Source organism: Duganella guangzhouensis (assembly GCF_009674535.1).
GTDB classification, from domain to species: domain Bacteria; phylum Pseudomonadota; class Gammaproteobacteria; order Burkholderiales; family Burkholderiaceae_D; genus Rugamonas; species Rugamonas guangzhouensis.
In genome coordinates this window covers 1-19,200 of sequence record NZ_WKJK01000010.1, presented here as the reverse complement: position 1 = coordinate 19,200, position 19,200 = coordinate 1, and the positions used below count along the sequence as shown (strand labels likewise).

At 63.7% G+C, this 19,200-nt stretch carries 11 protein-coding genes; 3 read left to right on the top strand and 8 right to left on the bottom strand.

The genetic code is table 11. From position 1 onward, the window contains the following. Window positions 1-14 precede the first annotated feature (14 nt). A complete protein-coding gene (gene flgL / locus GJ699_RS19080; RefSeq protein ID WP_154379180.1) occupies window positions 15-1,262 on the top strand; it encodes a flagellar hook-associated protein FlgL in 1,248 nt (415 codons plus the stop codon). Window positions 1,263-1,545: 283 nt separating this feature from the next. Next, window positions 1,546-2,211: a PEP-CTERM sorting domain-containing protein gene (locus GJ699_RS34200; RefSeq protein ID WP_195763589.1), complete on the top strand. Its 666-nt coding sequence runs from the start codon at window positions 1,546-1,548 to the stop codon at window positions 2,209-2,211. Window positions 2,212-2,274: 63 nt separating this feature from the next. Here the strand turns inward: GJ699_RS34200 and GJ699_RS19070 are convergent, their stop codons facing one another. Next, window positions 2,275-3,366: an aromatic acid exporter family protein gene (locus GJ699_RS19070; protein WP_154379178.1), complete on the bottom strand. Its 1,092-nt coding sequence runs from the start codon at window positions 3,364-3,366 to the stop codon at window positions 2,275-2,277. A gap of 174 nt (window positions 3,367-3,540) precedes the next feature. Here GJ699_RS19070 and GJ699_RS19065 point away from each other — a divergent pair, with 174 nt between their 5' ends. Then, on the top strand, window positions 3,541-4,797 hold the full coding sequence (locus tag GJ699_RS19065) for an NHL repeat-containing protein (RefSeq protein ID WP_154379176.1): 1,257 nt from the start codon (window positions 3,541-3,543) through the stop codon (window positions 4,795-4,797). A gap of 12 nt (window positions 4,798-4,809) precedes the next feature. Here the strand turns inward: GJ699_RS19065 and GJ699_RS19060 are convergent, their stop codons facing one another. The 7 genes from GJ699_RS19060 to fliO all read right to left on the bottom strand — a co-directional run. Further along, complete coding sequence (locus GJ699_RS19060; protein WP_154379174.1) at window positions 4,810-5,484, bottom strand: DNA alkylation repair protein; 675 nt, start codon at window positions 5,482-5,484, stop codon at window positions 4,810-4,812. 21 nt (window positions 5,485-5,505) lie between these two features. Beyond that, a complete protein-coding gene (locus GJ699_RS19055; RefSeq protein ID WP_154379172.1) occupies window positions 5,506-6,066 on the bottom strand; it encodes a hypothetical protein in 561 nt (186 codons plus the stop codon). Window positions 6,067-6,271: 205 nt separating this feature from the next. Next, window positions 6,272-16,654 carry an SPM autocatalytic domain-containing protein gene (locus tag GJ699_RS19050; protein WP_154379169.1) on the bottom strand — a complete coding sequence of 3,461 codons (10,383 nt, stop codon included), beginning with the start codon at window positions 16,652-16,654 and terminating at the stop codon, window positions 6,272-6,274. 75 nt (window positions 16,655-16,729) lie between these two features. Further along, on the bottom strand, window positions 16,730-17,581 hold the full coding sequence (gene fliR, locus GJ699_RS19045; RefSeq protein ID WP_154379167.1) for a flagellar biosynthetic protein FliR: 852 nt from the start codon (window positions 17,579-17,581) through the stop codon (window positions 16,730-16,732). 89 nt (window positions 17,582-17,670) lie between these two features. After that, window positions 17,671-17,940, bottom strand: a complete 270-nt coding sequence (fliQ, locus tag GJ699_RS19040) for a flagellar biosynthesis protein FliQ (RefSeq protein WP_154379165.1) — start codon at window positions 17,938-17,940, stop codon at window positions 17,671-17,673. 9 nt (window positions 17,941-17,949) lie between these two features. Continuing rightward, complete coding sequence (fliP, locus tag GJ699_RS19035; protein WP_154379163.1) at window positions 17,950-18,717, bottom strand: flagellar type III secretion system pore protein FliP; 768 nt, start codon at window positions 18,715-18,717, stop codon at window positions 17,950-17,952. Then, window positions 18,707-19,200: flagellar biosynthetic protein FliO (gene fliO, locus GJ699_RS19030; RefSeq protein ID WP_154379161.1), on the bottom strand; the 494-nt coding region annotated here is incomplete at its 5' end. The genes fliP and fliO, both read right to left, overlap by 11 nt.

Sequence of the window (19,200 nt, the reverse complement as noted above, 5' to 3'; positions counted from 1 at the left end):
AATAGGGTAGCACTATGGTTATGCGTATCAGCACCAAAACGATTTTCGACCTTGGCACCACGCAGATCGGCTCGATGCAGGCGGCGATGTCGAAGACGCAGCAGCAGCTGTCGACCGGCAAAAAGAACCTGTCGGCGGCCGACGATCCGATCGCCACCGCGCGCGCGGTGGAAGTGACGCAGTCGCAATCGCTGAACACCCAGCTGGCCACCAACCGTTCCAATGCCAACGGCGTGCTGTCGATCGAAACCACGGCGCTGGCCAGCACCACCGCGCTGCTGCAGGACATCAAGGATCTGGCGGTCAAGGCCGGCAACGGTTCCTATACCGACGCCGATCGCCAATCGGTGGCGACCGAGCTGTCAGGGCGCCTGGCCGATTTGATGGGCATCGCCAACACCGCTGACGGCGTCGGCGGCTATGTATTCTCCGGCTACAAATCGACCACCTTGCCGTTCACCAAAACCGCCTCCGGTGCCGACTACCAGGGCGACCAGGGTCAGCGCTCGCTGCAGGTCGGCTCGACCCGCACCGTGCCGATCACCGATTCCGGTTCCTCGGTGTTTGAGAACAACGCCACCGGCAACGGCACTTTTGTCACCACCGCCGATGCCGGCAATTTCGACCGTGGCGGCAGCGGCATCATCAGTGTCGGTTCGGTCAAGGACGCGACCCAGCTGACCGGCCACAACTACTCGATCGCGTTCCAGGTGGTGCCCGCCAGTTCCGGCACCCCGGCCCAGACCACCTACACCGTGACCGATAACACCACCGGTCAGCCGGTCACCACCGACCCGCAGCCCTATGTCAGCGGCCAGAACATCACCTTTGACGGCGTCCAGTTTGACATCCAGGGCGCGCCGGCGGATGGCGACAGCTTCAACGTGCAGCCATCGACCAAGCAATCGATCTTCACCACGGTGCAGGGCTTCATCGACGCGCTGAATCAGACCGGCAGCGGCGACTCCGGCCAGGCGCGCCTGAACAACTTGCTGAACCAGCTGCAGGTCAACATCGACAACGCCTCGGAAAACGTGCTGTCGGTGCAGGCCGAAGTCGGCTCGCGCATGAAGGAGCTGGATTATCTGGACAGCGCCGGCGACGACCTGGGCTTGCAATACTCGACCACGCTGTCGAATCTGCAGGACGTCGACTATACCTCCGCGATTTCGCTGTTCACCCAGCAGCAGACCACGCTGACGGCGGCGCAGAAGACCTTCACCACCATGTCCAGCCTGTCGCTGTTCAACTACATCAGCTAAACCGCTCTTGCTCAGAAACAAAAACGGCAGCTTTCGAGCTGCCGTTTTTGTTTGTTTTGCAATCTTCCGTTTTTATGCCAGGCCGCAAGCCATGAAGCTAGTTTATTATATTTGTTGTTTATGTGATAAAACGAATAATTATTGTCTCATTTTCATGTATATTCTTATATTGACAACATCGTGATCAAGAATCGCTCGAGGTTGTGCCTGTGTGCCAGGGTACACACAGGTTATACCAAGCCCGTTCCTCACCACAATTAATAGAATGAAAAGGAATTTGAGCATGAAAATGAAAAAGAATTTGATCGCGCTGCTGGCTGGATTGGCATTGACCGGTGCCGCTTATGCGGATACGACGCTAACGAATACGCCAGCTTGGGATGGCAGCTACTCCATATCACCGTGGGGTGTGGCGAACACGGCAACCTATGGACAGACCTTCACCACGGGGGCCGTTGATACCGTGCTGAACTCATTCAGTTTCTACCTGGGCAGCGTCAATGTCGAGTACAAGGCATACGTCGCCGAATGGGATGGCAGCAAGGCATCCAACATCGTGTGGACTAGCGGCGTCGAGAGTGCCAATGTTGGTGGCAGCGGCTTTCAGCAAGTCGACACCAACACGGGCAATCTTCAACTGAATGCGAATACCAAGTATGTGGTGTTCTTCAGTACCTCTGGCTTGCAGTCTGGCTTCGGCGGCACCACTAGCTGGGGCTACACTGGCGACACGATTAGTGGCGGCAACCTGGTGTTCTTTAACAATGGCGATAATGTGGGCGCATTGACCACCCAGGTGTGGGACAGCACGCAGTGGTATGTCACCAATAGCGACCTGGCGTTCCAGGCCACCTTAACCGCGCCGGTCCCGGAGCCGGAGACCTACGGCATGATGATGGTTGGCCTGGGGCTGCTGGGCTTCCTCGCTCGTCGTCGGAAACAAGCCTGATTTCTTCTGGGCCGTACACAACAGACCTCGCTCCGGCGAGGTCTTTTTGTTTAAGGACATCAGCTAATTGCTTAGCGCCCGCAGATGTTCGGTGTGCATATCGCTGAGGCGGTTCAGCAAGATGCCGTAACCGCTCAGATGGCCGAGATAGACGCTCATGTAGACACCTTGCGCGGGCAGGGCGTCCACCAGCGCGTGCAACTCGGCGAGCGCCAGCGGCGTCGTGGGCAGGCGAGGGCTGTCCGTCCGCAGATCGGCTTGTGCGGCGAGTTGCCGATGCACTTCGACCAGCCGCGCCAGGCTGTGCTGATAGGTGTGCTTCCATTGCGCCTCCAGCGCCGTAAATTGGGCGTTGAAGCCATCCAGCGTTTCCAGAAAACCGACGATGGAATCAAACAGCTCGTGATAGCACAGAAACAGCGGCAGGCGATCCCGATTGCGCTCCAGATGCGCCGATACCCACGACTGTTCCAGATCCGATTTCAGCAGATCATGCGCTTGTTTCAGGTTGCCGCTGGTCTGGCGCAGCGTCGCCGCCGCCTTTTTCAGACTGGCGGGATCGGTCGCGCCAGAGGCGACGTCGGCCAGCGTCGCCGAGGCTTGATCGTTGCCGTCGTTGAGCAGCGTGTTGGCCCAAAAGCCATGATCCGGCGGGAACACAAGCTGCTGCAAAATGAAGCCGAACCGCATGCCCAGCACCACCGCGACCAGCCGCTGCTCCAACAATGAAATATGCTCGCCGGTGTACAGCACCAGCGTCATCGGCACGGTGATGCTGGTCATCTGGAATACCGAGGGCTTGATGCGCACGATCGCAAAGATCACCAGCGGCAGCAGGATCACGCCCAGCCACAGATGCGGCGCGGTCAGCCAGATCAGCAGGGTACCGACTGGCATTGCCACCAGATTCGACATCACCCGTTTATGGAAATAGCCGCGTGCGGCGGAGATGGAACTGCCAAGCGCCAGCGTCAGCATGGTCGAGCCCGCCAGCGCGACTGCGGCATCGGGGTAGCCGAGCGAATACGGAATTCCGAAAGCCAGCCACATGCCTAGCGTGAGCTTGGCATACTTGGCCATTTCAGAGAGCGAGAAGCGCGCCAGCGCGCGGCGGTACGGGGTGAGGGGCTTCTGAGCGTAAGGAGCGGTGGCCATGGATGCCGGCAATCGTTAACAGTACGCAAAACCGTATACACATCGGCGGGGGATGTCAAACAACGTCAACTCAGCGCTAATAGCAGGTTTTACCCACCCTTATTGTATTTTCATCACGATATTGTTTTTTTGTGATTTAATATGGCTTGCTAATTTAATAATCATGGTGGCAAGATGAAACCATATTCGATGCAATGCCAACTGCGCGCCACCGCGCTGGTGGTGGCTGGGCTGCTGAGCGCCTGTGGTGGTAGCGGAAGTAGCGCGGGAGGTAACAGCAGCGGTGGCGGCAGCGCCTCCGCTCCTCTCCCGCCAAGCGTGACACTCACAGCCGCCGCCAATCAAACGCTGGCGGGCGGCAAAGCTTTGCCGCTGAGCGCCGGCGCCAGCGACAACAGCGCCATCACCTGGACGCTGGGCGCAGGCAACGTCGGCACCCTGTCGGCCAGCAGCGGCGCGAGTGTCAATTACACGCCACCGGCCACGGTCACCGCCAATACCGATGTCACCGTCAACGTCAGCGCGGGCGGCGTCAGCAAATCGCTGGTGCTGACCGTGTTCCCCGATCCCGGCGCGCCCGGCCTCACCCTCGTCAGCGGCCGGCTCGACACCGAAACGCTCGAACAGGCAACCGATGGTCCAGTCGCATCGGCGCGCTTCCGCGAGTCATTGTCATTGACCGCCGATCCGGCCGGTAATCTGTACGTGGCTGGTAGCTGCCGCATAAGCTCCCCGATCCTGATTGGCGTGACGCTGCGCAAAATCAGCGCCGCAGGCATCGTCAGCACATTGGCCTCCTGCACCGACAGTACTTGGTTCGGCGCCGCCGACACCGTCGGCAACCTGAAGAAAATCTACCTGCCGTCTGGCCTGGCCGCCGACCGCGGCGGCAACCTGTACACGGCCACCTACTTTGCCCCTGCCACGGCCGGCGTCAGCAGCTCAGATACGATTGCTGTGTACAAGATCTCGCCGCAGGGCACGATGACGTTGCTGGCTGGCGCGGAGGGTAATCACACGGCCGACCTGAAAGACGGCAACGGCGCCAGCGCCCGCTTCCTGTCGCCCAAGGTCATCGGCTTCGACAGCGACGAAAGCCTGTACGTCTACGACAAGAACGACACCGTGGTGCGCAAAATCACTGCAGCGGCGGACGTCAGCACCGTCAGTGCGCTGCCAACCTCTATCAACGCCGATCTGAATGGCAACACTTACCGCGTCGACGGCGCAAGCGGCACCATCATCCGCACCACGCCAGCGGGGGTAGACAGCGTCGTTGCCGACGTTCATACGCTACCGGGGGCGCTGAAAGTGCCGGGCTTGTGGCCGTATAGCCTGATGCGCACCGGGCCAGCCAGTTACGCGCTACTCGTCAGCAATGGCTACACCTTCAGCAACGAAGTCGTCGCCAAGCTGGTGGTGGCGCACTGACGTCCGCTCAGTTCAGCACTTGATTGTTTTGCGTTTCTTACCTATCCCGCCGCGCTGTTCTATCTTGCGTATGGCATCAGAAGCCTTCGTCAGTAGCTCGGTCTGCTCGTTCATGTCCAGCGCTGGCTGGGTTAAAGCGGATACATAGCTACCGATCGCAATGACGAAGCTATTCATCGCAGAACTCACTTGCCTGGGCTGCTGCGGGAGGAGCGCTGGTATGCGCAGCAACAAGCTACGTAAGGCATCGATGTCCAGGTTTTCGTCGTCGGTCAGCGCCACCAGGCCGCTCAGGGTCGCCCAGCCCGATACCGCCACGCTCGGTTGCGGTGATTCGATCCACTCCAGTCCCAATTCCCAACCGTGCAATCCCTGCGCCGCGACCCACGGCACGGTGTACAAACTAATGGGCTCTGACTTCGCATGGCTTACCCAGTGCTGCAGGTCGGGCTTCGTCATAGCCTTGTCGTCCGCCACCAGGCCTGCCAGATACATGGCGTCGTAGACTCCGGTCTCGTACAAATCCAGCGCAAGCTGATAATTCCGCTTAACCACCTTCTGGATTTTTTTCAGCTCTTCGATTTTGACACCGAACACAGGCTCCACAACGCCGTGATTCAGCAGTGTTCTTTTGTAACCATCCTGCCCAAGTAGCTTCAGTTTTTCGAGGATTTCTTCGGCAGTCATGACCACTCCTGGGGACACGATTCACAGTTGACGCGGCAGATGTGCTACCAGGCTGTTGAGCAGCGATTTGGCCTCGGCCTCTTCTAACGATGAACCAATGCGGATGGTCCTGGCCCCGTAATCAAATGCGATGGGGCCGTGGCCGGAGCCGAAGAACGGCGGCAGCATTGCGCGCTGGTTCATCGTTGGCGGCGGCGAGTATTCGGTGGTGCGCAGGTGTTTGATATCGGATGCGCCATAGGAGCGGCTGACACCGACGCCGAAGACTTCAAACCGGTGTGTGAGCGCTAAGGAATTGGCGATGAGTATTTCGCGGCCCGCCAACTGCCAGAGCACGGTGCCAACGGCGAAAAGACCGCCGAGGGTCCAGCCGGCTAGCCAGAAGAGAAGAAAGCCGGATGGGGTCTTGTCCCCTGGGTTGAGTAACTGACCGGCTACATTGGTCTCGCCGATGGTCCAGCCGCCCAGCCACGCTACCAAAAACAGCATGATGAACCAATTTCGACTGGCGGGGATGACGACTCTGAGACCCTCGATGGTGGTTTCTGCATGAAATCGAGCGGGCTGTGGTTGTATGTGCATTGGGTAGGCTAGTTATGTGCGCTCGCGCGGCCAGGCACTGAAGGCGAAGACCCAGAGCATGATCAGGTTCACTACGGGCACCAGGCTCTCCCTTTTATAAAAGTCGAATCGGGCAAGCATAGCATTTTGTTCACTTGCAAAATCCTCGCTTTATCACGCCACCAAAGTAAAACAGCCAGCTTGACGCTGGCTGTTTGGGGTTCGGCTACTTGGTCGCGGCCAGGATGCCGTGGCTGGTGCTGGCTTGCTTGCGTAGCCAGTCGTCATGCTGCGATGTCGACGTGCCACTCAGCGCGGCGCTGGCTTTGTACTGCTGTAGCTGCTCGGCCAGCGCGGCGACGTTGTTGTTGAGGCTGCTCGTCGGGGTGGACGTGGTGTCGCTCAACTGGCCGCTGCCACTACTGTCGCTGCTGGTCGAGGTGGTGTAGCTGCTGATCGCCTGCGATAGCGTGCTGGTCGACGTGGTGGCGCTGTGGTTGGCCTGGAACCAGACGTCGGCCAGCGCGTGCGTGCTGCCGTCGGTGCTGGTGTAGCTGGAGGTCAGGCCGACCCAGTTGCCGTTGTCGAACTCGGTCGAGCTCTGCGATGTCAGCGACAGGCTGGCGATGTTCAGCGAGGCCAGGGTCTTCAGCTCGTCGGCCTGGCTGACGCCGTCAGCGTTGGCGTCCACCCACACCCGCAGATCGCCAAACTGGGCGTCGTTGCTGTCGATGATGCCGTCGCCGTTGGTGTCCAGCTCGGACAGGGCGGCGAAGCCGTTGGCGGCCTTGCTGCCGTCGCTGCTGTTGGTGCCGGTGCCGAACAGTTCGGTGCCGTCGTTGATGAGGCCGTCACCATTGCGGTCCAGGACCAGCAAGCCATCGCCCGAGCCGACCCAGCCGGTCTGCACGGTGGTGCCATCGCCGCGAATGTCGAACTGGACCCCGGCGCTGATGTTCAGCGTCGAGATGCCGTTGCCGTCGAGGTCGAGGATCAGCGGGCTGGCGGTCAGCACGGCCAGCTGGTCGGTGGACATCGACGATTTGGCGGTGTTGGCCAGCAGCGCGGTGGTCTGCGTCATGCTCAGCGCGGACAGCTGGTCGGTGCTCAGGGCCTTCAGCTGGGTCGCGGTCATCGATTTGATTTGCGCGGTGGTGAACGAGGCCACCTGGGTGCTGCTCAGCAATTGCACCAGCGTGGCTTTCAGCGCGCTCACTTGCGCGGTCTTCAGCGCGACAATGTCGGCCGAGTCCAGCTCGGCGACCTGGTCGGAGTTCAGGGCGTTGATGGCGGTGGCCGACAACGCGCCGATGTCGGCGCTGCTGAGGGTGTCGATCTCGGCCGTGGTCAGGCCGAGGATTTGCAGCGTGCCAAGCTGGCTCAGCTGTTTGGTGGTCAGCGTGTCGAACAGGGTGTCGCCCAGCGAGCTCACCTGGTCCGAGGTCAGGTACGGGATTTGCGCGGTGCTGAACGACTTCAGCGTGCTCATGCCGGACAGCTGGTCGGTGGTCAGCGCCTTGATCTGGGTCGCGGTCAGCGAGGCCAGGGTTTTGCTGGACAGCGCGCCGAGCTGCGACGCCGTCAGCGAAATCAGCTGCGCGGTCTTCAGCGTGGCGATCTGGGTCGCCGTGATGCCAGCCACCGAGGTCAGGCTCAGCTGCGAGATCTGGTCGGTGGTCAGATAGCTGACCGTCAGGCCGCTGATCTGCTTGGTGCTGAGGTTGGCCAACTGGTCGGTCGACAGCGCCGCCACCTGGGTGTTTTTCAGGTCGGCCATCTGCGCCGAGCCCAGCGAGCGGAAGCTGTCGTCGTCCAGCGCGGCCAGTTGGTCGGTGGTCAGCGCCGCCACCTGGGTGTCGGTCAGCGAGCCCAGCGTCGACAGCGCGTTCAGCTGGTCGGTGCTGAGCGCCTTGATGTCGCCGGCGGTCAGGCCCAGCAGCTGCGCGGTTTTCAGGCCGGACAGGGTGTCGGCCGACAAGGCCGTCACCTGCGCCGTACTGAGCACGGCCACCTGGGCGCTGGACAGCGCCTGCACGTCCTGCTGTTCCATATTCGCCATCTGGTCGGTGCTGAGGCCGCTCAGACCGGCCGCGGTCAGCGAACGTACCTGGGCCGTGGTCAGCGCCTGCACCTGGTCGGTGCTCAGGCTAGCGACTTGAACCTTGGTCAGCGATGCGGTTTGTCCCGTCGACAGCGAGGCGATGTGGGCGGCGTCCAGCGATTGCAACTGGTCGCTGGTCAGCGCGGCGAACTGCGTCGAGGTCAGCGGCATCAGCGAGGACAGGCCGCCCAGTTGGGCGGTGCTGAGCACCTTGATTTGGGCCGCCGACATCGCGGCGATTTCGGCCGTGGTGAGCTGGCCCATCTGGTCCACGCTCAGCAGCTGGATCTGCGTCGTGCTCAGCGCGGCGAACTGATTGGTTTTCAGGCCGGCCAGGTCTTCGTCTTCCAGCGCCGCCAGTTGGTCGCTGCTCAGCACCCGGATGTCGGCGGTGCTGATGGCGCGCCATTGCGCCACGCTCAGCACCTGGATCTGGTGGGTGTTCAGCGCCGCCATTTGTTTGGTGGTCAGCGCTGCCAACTGGGCCGTGGTCAGCGAGTTCAGCTGGGTGTCATTCAGCGCGGCGATGGTGGCGGTGCCGAGGCCGGAGAACTGTTTGGTGCTCAGGGCGCCGATCGAAATCAGCGCCAGTTGGTCCGAGCTCAGCGCGGCGGTCTGGGCGGTGGTCAGGGCCTTGACCTGGGCGGTGCTCAGCGACAGCAACTGGTCGTCGCTGATGACGGTCATGTCGGCCGTGCCCAGCGCGATGATTTGCGCGGTGGTCAGCGACGCCATGTCGGCCGCGTCTATCGCGGCAAACTGGGTCAGGTCGAGCGCGGCGATGGCCTTGGTGCTGAGCGCGCGCAACTGGGCGCCGGTCATCGCGGTCACCTGGTCGGGGCTAAGGATGTGCACCTGGCTGACCGTCAGGCCGGCCACGGCGGCGGTGCTCAGGTAGCCGATCTGGTCGCTGGTCAGCCAGGTGAACTGGTCGGTGGTCAGCGCGGCGATCTGCGCCGATTTCAGCGCCGCCAGGTCTTCCGCCTCGATGGCGCCGATCTGGTTGGCGTCCAGCGCCTGCAGCGCCTTGGTGTTCATGGCCAGCAAGTCGCCGGTTTCCAGCGCGATGATCTGGTCGGTGGTCAGGAACGGCGTCTGGGTGTTGCTGAGGGCGGCGATCTGGCTGGTTTTCAGCGCGGCGATCTGGGCCTGCGACAGCGTCGGCAACTGGTCCGAGGTCAGGGCGCGGATTTGCGCCGTGCTCAGCGCGCTGATGGTGGTCAAGGCGTTCAACTGGTCGCCGCTTAGCACCGTGATCTGGCTGGCCTTGAGGCCGGCGACGGCCTGGGTCGTCAGGTAGGCGAACTGGTCGGAGGTGATGGCCTGCAACTGGTCGCTGCTGAGCGATGCCACCTGGGCCGATTTCAGCGCCGCGAAGTCGCCGGCGTCAATGCTCGGGATTTGCGACACGCTGAGGCCGGCCAGCGCCTTGGTGTTGAGCGCGCCCACCTGCGCGGCGCTCAGTTCGGCCAGCTGGGTGGCGTCCAGCACCGCGGTTTGAATCGACGTCAGCGCGGCGACCTGCTTGGTGCTGAGCGAATCGATGTCGCTGGCGGTCAGCGAGACGATGCGATCGGTCGACAGCGCGGCGATCTGTTGCGTGGTGTAGCTCGACAGATCGCCCAGCGCCATCAGCTGGGCATCGCTGAGCGCGCCGATCTGGGTCTGGCTGAAGGCGTTGATGCTGGCGCTGCTCAGCGCGTGCAACTGCTCGGTCAGCAGCGCGACCATCTGGTCGGTGGTCAGCGCGCGCAACTGGGCGGTGTTGAGGGCGGCAAAGTCCACCACCTCCATGGCGATGATCTGATCGGTGCTGAGGTGCGAGATCAGCGTGGTGGCCAGTGAGCGCACCTGGCCGGTCGACAGCGCGATCAGCTCGCTGTTGGAAATGCCCGCGGCCTGGGCCGCGGTCAGCGCCGCCAGCTGCCTGGTGGTCAGCGAGGTGAAGATGCTGTCCGACATGCCTTGCAGCTGGTCGGTGGTCAGCGCCGCCACCTGCCTGGTGGTGAGCGCGGTGATGCTGTTCAGCGCGGCCAGTTCGGTATTGCTCAGGTAGCCGATCTGACGCGTGGTCAGCGCGGCGATTTCGGCCGTGGTCAGCACGCCGTACTGGCTCAAGGTCAGCGCCGCCAGCTGGTCGCTGGTCAGCGCGCCGATCTGGGTGCTGCTGAGCGAGCGCAGGTCGACGTCTTCCAGCACCGCCAGTTGGTCGCTGCTGAGGGCGGTAATGGCGGCGGTCGACAGCGAGCGCACTTGGGCGGTGGTCAGCGCGATGATCTGGTCGCTGGTCAGGTAGGTGATCTGCTTGCTGTTCAGCGCGGCCAACTGGTTGGTCTTCAGCGCCGCCACCTGGCTCACCGTCAACGCGATGATCTGGTCGGACGACAGGCCGGCGATTTGCTTGGTGCCGAGGCTGGCCAGGCTGCCCAGCGCGGCAAACTGGTCGGTGGTCAGCACGCCGAATTGCTTGGTGGTCAGGGCGCTGATTTCGGCCGTGGTGAAGGCGGACAACTGGGCCACCGTCAGCGCCGCGATCTGCTCGGTGCGCAGCGCCGCCACCTGGGCGGTGGACAGGGCGGCAATGTCGACCACTTCGATCGCGGCGATCTGGTCGGTGGTCAGCATGGTCAGCGCGGCGGTGCCGAGGCCGCGCACCTGGGCGGTGCTGAGCGCGATCAGTTGATCCGAGCTCAGCGCCTGCAACTGGGTGCTGGTCAGCACGCTCAGCTGGTTGGTCTTCAGCGTGCCGATCTGGGCCAGCAGCAGATGGTTCAGCTGGTCGGTGGTCAGCGCCTTGATCTGGCTGGTGGTGAAGGCGGCCAGCGTGGCCAGGCTGTCGACCTGGTCGGTGGTCAGCGCCGCCACCTGCTTGGTGGTCAGCGCGGCCAGGATCTTGCTGCCGATGGCGGCGAACTGGCTGGCGGTCAGCGCGCCCAGCTGGTCGCTATTCAGGGCGACGATCTGGTTGCTGGCCAGCGCGGCAATGTCGACATCCTCGATCGCGGCCACCTGATCGGTGCTGAGCGCGCCCAGGGTGGCCGAGCTCAGGCTGCGCACCTGGGCCGTGGTCAACGCCACGATCTGGTTGGTGGTCAGCGAGCCGATCTGGAGGCTGGTGAGGCCGGCGATCTGGTTGGTCTTCAGCGTGGCGACGCTGCCCAGGCTGGCGATCTGGTCGGTGGTCAGTGCACCGATCTGCTTGCTGGTCAGCGGCGCCAGCGTGCTCAGCGCGGCGAGCTCGGCGGTGGTCAGCGCGTGCACCTGGGCGGTGGTCAGCGCGGCGATGATTTGCGTGCTCAGGCCGGCGACCTGGCTCAGTTGCAGATTGCTGATCTGGTCGGTGGTGAGGCCGACGATTTGCTTGGTGCTGAGCGCTTGCAGATCGACCAGTTCCATCGCCTGCAACTGGTCGGTGCTGAGCGCGCCCAACTGATTGATGGTCAGCGCGCGCGCCTGGGCGGTGCTGAGCGCGACGATTTCCGCCGTGGTCAGCACGCTGGCCTGGTCGGAGGTCAGCGCGGCGATCTGGGCGGTGGTGAGGCCGGCGAACAGCGTCAGCGACAGCGAGGCGATCTGCTCGGTGGTCAGCGCGGCAATCGCGGCGGTCGAGAAGCTGGCCAGCGACGGCAGCGCGGCGATCTGGTCGCTGCTCAGCACCGATTTCTGGGTCGCCGTCAGCGCCGCCACTTCCTGCGTGGTCATGGCCGCGATCTGGCGCGTGCCCAGCGCCACCACCTGGTCGGTGGTCAGCGCCGCCACCTGGCGCGTGGCCAGGTTGGTGATTTCGTTATTGGTCAGGCTGGCGATCTGGTCGGTGGTCAGCGCCTTGATGGTGCTGGTGCTGAGCGCGCGCACCTGCGAGGTGTACATGCCGACCAGTTGGTCGGTGGTCAGCGCCGCCACCTGGTCGGTGCTGAGCGCGGCCACTTGCTTGCTGGTCAGCGAACGCAGGTCGGCCAGGTTCAGGTGCGAGACCTGGTCGGTGTTGAGCGCCTGCAGTTGGCGCGTGGTCAGCGCGCTCAAGGTCAGCAGGGCGTCGAGCTGGGCGTCGTCCAGCGTGCTCAACTGCGATTGCGTCAGCGCGGCGATTTCCGCCGTGGTCAGGGCGCGCAATTGCGCGCTGCTCAGGGCCAGCAACTGGTCGCTGCTCAGCACCGCAATCTGGCGGGTGTTGAGCGAGGCCAGGTCGCTGTTGCTGAGGGCGGCGATGCGGTCGGTGCCCAGCGCGCTCAAGGCGCTGGTGCTGAGCGCGCGCAACTGGCTGGTGCCGAGCGCCACCATCTGGTCGCTGGTGATGGCCTGGGCCTGGTCGGAGCTCAGCGTGGCGATCTGGGCGGTGGACAGCAGGCCGAAGTCGCTGCTGCTCATCTGCGCGATCTGGTCGCTGGTGAGGGCGGTGATCTGTTTGGTGGCCAGCGGCGTCAGCTGCAGCGCCGCCAGTTGCGCGCTGTTCAGCACGGCGATCTGGTCGACGGTCAGCGCGCGGATCTCGGCGGTGGTGAACACCGCCAGCTGGGCGGTGCTCATCGCCACGATCTGGTCGGTGGTCAGCGCGGCGATCTGTGCGGTGCGCATGGCGCGCACGTCGCGGGTTTCAATCGCGGCGATGGCGTCGGTGCTGAGGGTGACGATGGCGCTGGTGCTGAGCGCGGCCACCTGGTCGCTGCTGAGGGCGATGATCTGGTCGGTGTTCAGCGTCAGCAACTGGTCGCTGCTGAAGGCGTTCAACTGGCGCGTGGTCAGCGAGACCAGGTCGGCGGTGGTGATGGTGGCGAGCTGGTCGCTGGTGAGGGCGCGCACTTGCTGCGTGCTGAGCACGGCGAGGCTGCGCAGCGCGTCCAGCTGCGCGCTGTTCAGCACGGCGATCTGGTCGGTGGTCAGCGCCACCGCGTCGGCGGTGGTCAGCGCATACACCTGGTCGGTCTTCAGCGCCACCACCTGGTCGGTGCTCAGCTTGTTGACTTGCTGGGTGTTGAGGACCGCGATGTCGCGGGTCTCGATGGCTTGTACCTGGTCGGTGCTGAGGGCGGCGATGCCGGCCGAGCTCAAGCCCTGGAACTGGCCGCCGCTCAGCGCGACGATCTGGTCGGTGGTCAGCGCCAGCACCTGGTCCGAGGTCAGAATGCCAAGCTGGCTGCTGGCCAGCGTGGCCAGGTTGCGGGTGGACAGGTTGCTGATCTGGGCGGTGGTGAAGGCGGTCAGCTGGCGGCTGGAGACGCCGGCCAGCGTGCTCATGGCGTTCAGTTGGTCGCTGGTCAGCACCTGGATCTGGTCGGTGCTGAGCGCGCCCACGGCCGCGCTGCTGAGCGCGGTGAACTGGTCGGTTTGCAGCGACATCAGCTGGTCGGTGCCAAGGCGCGCCACCTGCTGGGTGCGCAGGGCGGCGATGTCGCGGGTTTCAATCGCGCGCACCTGGTCGGTGGTCAGCGTGTTCAGCATGGCCGTGGTCAGGTCGGCATACTGGGTTGCGCTCAGCTCGACGATCTGGTCGCTGGTCAGCGACTGGATCTGGTCGCTGGTCAGGGCCGCCAGCTGGGTGCTGGTCAACGCCACCACATCCTTGGTTTCGATGTGGGTCAGCTGGTCGGTGGTCAGCGCGGCGATTTGCGCGGTGGTCAGCGGCAGCAGCGTTTTCAGCGCAACGATCTGGTCGGTGGTCAGCGCCGCCAACTGGTCCGGCGCCAGCGCCTGTTCGACCGTGGTGCTCAGCACCGCGATCTGGTCGGTGTTCAGCGCCACCAGCTGGTCGGTGCTCAGCGCGCGGCCCTGGGCGGTGGTCAGCACCGCGATGTCGCGGGTTTCGATCGCCTTGATCTGGTCGGTGGTCAGCTCGCTCACCATGGTGGTGGTCAGGCTGGCCACCTGGGCGGTGCTCAGCGCCACCAGCTGGTCGGTGGTCAGCGCGTGCACCTGGTCGACGTTCAGCGAGGCCAGCTGGCTGTTGCTGAGGATGGCGATGGTGGAGGTTTCCAGCGCGGCGATCTGGTCGGTGGTGAGCCAGAAGATCTGCTCGGTGGTCAGCGCCAGCAGGGTCTTGATGGCGACGATCTGGTCGGTGCTCATCGCCATCAACTGGTCCGGGCTCAGCGCCTGGGCGTCGGCGGTGGTCAGCGCGTAGATCTGGTCGGTGCTCAGGCCCACCACCTGGTCGGTGGTCAGCGCCTGGATCTGGGCGGTGCTGAGGGCGCGGATGTCGCGCGTTTCAATCGCCTTGATCTGGTCGGTGCTGAGCTGGGACAGCACGCTGGTGGTCAGCGCGCTGACCTGGTAGGTGGTCAGCCCGACCACCTCGTCGGTGGTCAGCGCGGCGACCTGGTCCGGCGTCAGCGCCGCCAGCTGGGCGCTGGTCAGCGCCACCAGATCCTTGGTTTCCAGCGAGATGATCTGGTCGGTGGTCAGCGCCTGCACCTGGGCGGTGGTCAGCAGCAGCAGGTTTTTCAGCGCGACCACCTGGTCGGTGCTGAGCGCGGCGATCTGGTCGACGCGCAGCGCCGGCAGCATATTGCTGGCCAGCGCGGCGATCTGGTCGGTGCCCAGCGCCGCGATCTGATCGGTGCTCAGCGTGCGCAACTGGCTGCTGCTGAGGGCCGGGATGTCGCGCGTTTCAATCCCGCGCACCTGGTCGGTGGTCAGTTCGCCCAGCATGGTGGTGCTCAGGCCGGCGATCTGGGCGGTGGTCAGCTGCGCCACCTGGTCGGTGGTCAGCGCCACCACCTGATCGTAGGTCAGCGCGGCCAGCTGGGCGCTGGTCAGCGCCACCAGGTCTTTGGTTTCCAGCGAGATGATCTGGTCGGTGGTCAGCGCCTGCACCTGGGCCGTGCTCAGCAGCAGCAGGTTTTTCAGTGCGGCGACCTGGTCGGTGGTGAGCGCGGCGATCTGGTCGACGCGCAGCGCCGGCAGCATATTGCTGGCCAGTGCGGCGATCTGGGCGGTGTTGAGGGCCGCCAGCTGATCGGTGCTCAGCGTGCGCAGCTGGGTGCTGCTGAGCGCCGGAATGTCACGCGTTTCGATGCCGCGCACCTGGTCGGTGGTCAGCTCGCTCAGCATGGTGGTCGTCAGGCTGGCGACTTGGGCCGTGGTCAGCAGCGTCAGCTGGTCGGTGGTCAGCGCCACCACCTGGTCGTAGGTCAGCGCGGCCAGCTGGGCGCTGGTCAGCAGCACCAGATCCTTGGTGTCGAGCGAGATGATCTGGTCGGTGGTCAGGCCCTGGATTTGGGCGGTGGTCAGCGGCAGCAGCGATTTCAGCGCCGAGATCTGGTCGGTCGTCAGCACCGCCAGCTGGTCCGGGCGCAGCGCCGACAGCACGGCGGTGCTGAGCGCGGCCACCTGGCTGAGGCCGAGCGCCAGCAACTGGTCGCTGCTGAGGGTGCGCAACTGAGCGGTGGTCAGGGCGGGAATGTCGCGGGTTTCAATCGCGTGCACCTGGTCGGTGGTCAGGGCGCTGACCATGCGCGTGGTCAGCGCCGCCACCTGGGCGCTGCTGAAGGCCACCACCTGGTCGGTGTTCAGGGCCACGATCTGGTCGCCGTTCAGCGCGGCCAGCTGGGCGCTGCTGAGGGCGGCGATGGTCTGGGTGCGCAGCGAGGTGATCTGGTCGGTGGTGAGGCCGGTGATCTGGGCCGAGGTCAGCGTCGTCAGGCTGCTCAGGGCCACCACCTGGTCGGTGCTCAGCACGGTGATCTGGTCGGCGCTGAGCGCGGCGATTTCATTGCTGCGCAGCGCGTGCGCCTGATCGGTGCTCATGCCCTGCAACTGGGCGGCGGTCAGCGCGCGCACCTGCTTGCTGCTGAGGCCGACGAGGTCGCGGGTTTCAATCGCGCCGAACTGGTCGCTGGACAGCGCTTGCAGCCAGGCGGTTGACAGCACGGCCACCTGCAGGGTGCTGAGCCAGGCGATCTGGTCGGTGGTGACGGTGCTGATCTGGCCGGCGTTGAGGGTGTTCAGTTGTTGCGAGCTCAGCGCTTGCAGGCTGGTCGAGTTCAGCGCTGCCACCTGGTCCGAGGCCAGCGTGGTGACGGCGCTGGTGCTGATCGCCTGCAGCTGGGCGGTGCTGAGCGCGGCGATCTGGTCGGTGGTCAGGTTGTAAATCTGGTTGGAGCTGATGCTGTTGATCTGCTGGGTCTTGAGCGCGCGCACATCGACCGTTTCCAGCGCGGCCAGCTGGGTGGGCAGCAAGGTGTTGAGCTGACCGGTGGTCAGGGCGGCGGTTTCCACCGAGGTCAGCGCGACGATCTGGTCGGTCGTCAGGCCGGTCAGGCCAGCGCTGCTGAGGGCGATCAGCTGGTTGGTGCTCAGCGCCTGGATGCCGTCGGTGGTGATGCCGAGGGCGCCGTAGGCGGTCAGATAAGCCATGCTGCGCGTGGTCAGCGCATGGATTTGATTGGTGGTGAACCAGCCCAGTTGATCGGAGCTCAGTGCCTGGATGTCTTCCGTGGTCAGCACCGAGATTTGCAGCGTGTTCAGCAGAGCGATATCGTCGGAACCGTAGGAAGGAATTTGCGTCGTCATTACAGGGTCTCCAAAGCAGCTTCCAATGATACGTGGCAAATTGCCTCATGGAAACCAGAAATCAACTAGATGAGGTTATTCCGCCATAGGTTGCAGCGCGGGAGGTCGAACCGACAATTTTGCCGGTTGCGCTACTTCCGGTCGCTGCGACCAAGTGCGCGGCATCAGCCGTGCGCGTTCTATCCCATCCAAAAACAGGTTTTGTATCGGCGTCCCGAGGTAGGGCAGCGTCATGGCGATCACCAGCAGGCCGACGCCCAGCGTGATCGGAAAACCGATACCAAACAAATTCAATTGCGGCGCGGCGCGCGTCAAAATGCCCAGCGCCACGTTGGTAATCAATAAGGCGGCCACGATGGGCAGCGACAACTGCACGCCGGTGCTGAAAATCCGTCCGCCCCAGTCGGCCAGCTGCTTGAAGCCGCCGCCGTAGACCGGGATGCTGGACACCGGCAAGGTCGAGAAACTTTCCACCAGCGCCGACAGCAGCACCAGATGGGCGTTCACCGACAAAAACAACATGGTGGCCACCAGCGACAGGAACTGGCTGATGGCCGAGGTGCGGCCCTGGGTGTTGGGATCGAAAAAGGTCGCAAAGCCCAGGCCCATGGTCATACTGGAAATCTCGCCCGCCATTTCCACCGCCGCGAAGATCAGGCGGATGCTGAAGCCCATGGCCAGCCCGATCAACATTTCCTGCAACACAATCAGCAAGCCCGCATACGACATCGGGTCCACCGCCGGCCAGGCCGGCACCGCCGGCGCCACGATCACCGCCAGCGCCACCCCCAGGCTGACCTTGACGGTGGCTGGCACCGCGCTGTTGCCAAACAGCGGCGAGGCGGAAATCAGCGCCAGGATGCGCGAAAGCGGCCACATCAGGCTCGCGATCCAGAGATTAATATCGGCAGCGGAAACGGTCAGCATAAGGGCTTGTTACATTTCCGTTTGGCATCTTTTTCGTATTCTAGACGAAACATTTTGCTAATTGGAAAATGTTACATATTGTTAAATTGCTATCCCACCAGCATCGGGATGCCGTTGAAAATCTCGCGCATATAATCCAGCATGGTGGCCAGCATCCACGGTCCGGCCACCACCAGCGCGACGAAAATGCCGACCAGCTTGGGGATGAAGGACAGCGTTTGCTCGTTGATCTGGGTGGCGGCCTGGAAGATGCTGACCACCAGGCCGATGATCAGCGCCACCAGCAGCATCGGCGCGGCGATCATCAGGGTGATCTCCATCGCATGCTGGCCCATGGTCATCACGCTTTCCGGTGTCATTGCGGCCTCCTAGTAAAAGCTCTGGGCGAGTGAGCCCAGCAGCAGTTGCCAGCCATCCACCAGCACGAACAGCATCAGCTTGAACGGCAGCGAAATCACCGCCGGCGACATCATCATCATGCCCATCGACATAAGTACAGAGGCGACCACCATGTCGATAATCAGAAATGGAATGAAGATGGCAAAGCCGATCTGGAACGCGGTTTTCAGCTCGCTGGTGACAAACGCCGGCACCAGGATGCGCAGCGGCACGTCTTCCGGCCCCTGCAGCGCCGGCCCGCGCGACAGCTTGACGAACAGCGCCAGGTCGGCCTGGCGGGTCTGTTTCAGCATGAAGGTTTTTAACGGCGCGGCGCCCTTGTCCAGTGCCTGGCTCATGTTGAGCCGGTTTTCCTGCAGCGGCAGATAGGCTTCGGTGTAGATTTTGTCGAAGGTCGGTCCCATCACGAACAGGGTCAGGAACAATGCCAGTCCGACCATCACCTGGTTCGGCGGCGCCGACTGCGTGCCCAGCGCCTGGCGCAGCAGTGACAGCACGATGATGATGCGGGTGAAGCTGGTCATCAGCAACAGCGCTGCCGGGATGAAGCCCAGCGCCGTCATCAGCAGCATGGTCTGGATCGGCAACGTGTAGTTGGTGCCGCCGCCCGCCGCCGGGGTCGAGGTCAGGGCCGGGATGCCGATGCTGGAATCGGCGTTGGCCAGCAACGGCAAGGCCAGCGCCGCCAACGGCAGCAGGCATTTCGCGGCCAGCGCGATGGTGCGCTTATTTGCCATTGCGCTTGTCGATGGTTTGTTTGATCCAGTCAGCGAAGTTGGCGCCGTGGACGGTGGTCTGCACCGCTGGCTCGCTGCTTGCCTGGCGCGGCATGGTGGCCAGCGCGTTCATGCGGCCGGGCGAGGCGCCGACCACGATCCATTGTTCGCCCACTTCGACCACCAGGATGCGCTCGCGCGCGCCCACGCTCAGCGAGCCGACCAGCTTGACGTTGCTGTTGCCGCCGCCGAAGTTTTTCGGGCCGAAGCGTTTGGTCAGCCAGGCCAGGCCCAGCATCAGGCCAATCACGAACAGCAACGCCAGCGAGGTTTGCAGCAGGCCGCCGCCGCTCGATGGCGTCGGCTGTGGTGTCGGGATGGTCATGGCCAGCGCGCTGGGTTGGGCCGGCGCCGGCGCCGGAGCAGGCGTGGCAGCGGGAGCGGTTGCCGCGTCTGCGGCAGGCTCGACGGCGGCGGGTTCGGCGGCGGGCGTCACCGCGGCAG

Excerpts from the sequence above, each read along its gene's own strand:
- flgL (WP_154379180.1), top strand. The coding sequence starts at position 15 with ATGGTTATGCGTATCAGCACCAAAACGATTTTCGACCTTGGCACCACG.
- GJ699_RS34200 (WP_195763589.1), top strand. The coding sequence starts at position 1,546 with ATGAAAATGAAAAAGAATTTGATCGCGCTGCTGGCTGGATTGGCATTG.
- GJ699_RS19070 (WP_154379178.1), bottom strand. The coding sequence starts at position 3,366 with ATGGCCACCGCTCCTTACGCTCAGAAGCCCCTCACCCCGTACCGCCGC.
- GJ699_RS19065 (WP_154379176.1), top strand. The coding sequence starts at position 3,541 with ATGAAACCATATTCGATGCAATGCCAACTGCGCGCCACCGCGCTGGTG.
- GJ699_RS19060 (WP_154379174.1), bottom strand. The coding sequence starts at position 5,484 with ATGACTGCCGAAGAAATCCTCGAAAAACTGAAGCTACTTGGGCAGGAT.
- GJ699_RS19055 (WP_154379172.1), bottom strand. The coding sequence starts at position 6,066 with ATGCACATACAACCACAGCCCGCTCGATTTCATGCAGAAACCACCATC.
- GJ699_RS19050 (WP_154379169.1), bottom strand. The coding sequence starts at position 16,654 with ATGACGACGCAAATTCCTTCCTACGGTTCCGACGATATCGCTCTGCTG.
- fliR (WP_154379167.1), bottom strand. The coding sequence starts at position 17,581 with ATGCTGACCGTTTCCGCTGCCGATATTAATCTCTGGATCGCGAGCCTG.
- fliQ (WP_154379165.1), bottom strand. The coding sequence starts at position 17,940 with ATGACACCGGAAAGCGTGATGACCATGGGCCAGCATGCGATGGAGATC.
- fliP (WP_154379163.1), bottom strand. The coding sequence starts at position 18,717 with ATGGCAAATAAGCGCACCATCGCGCTGGCCGCGAAATGCCTGCTGCCG.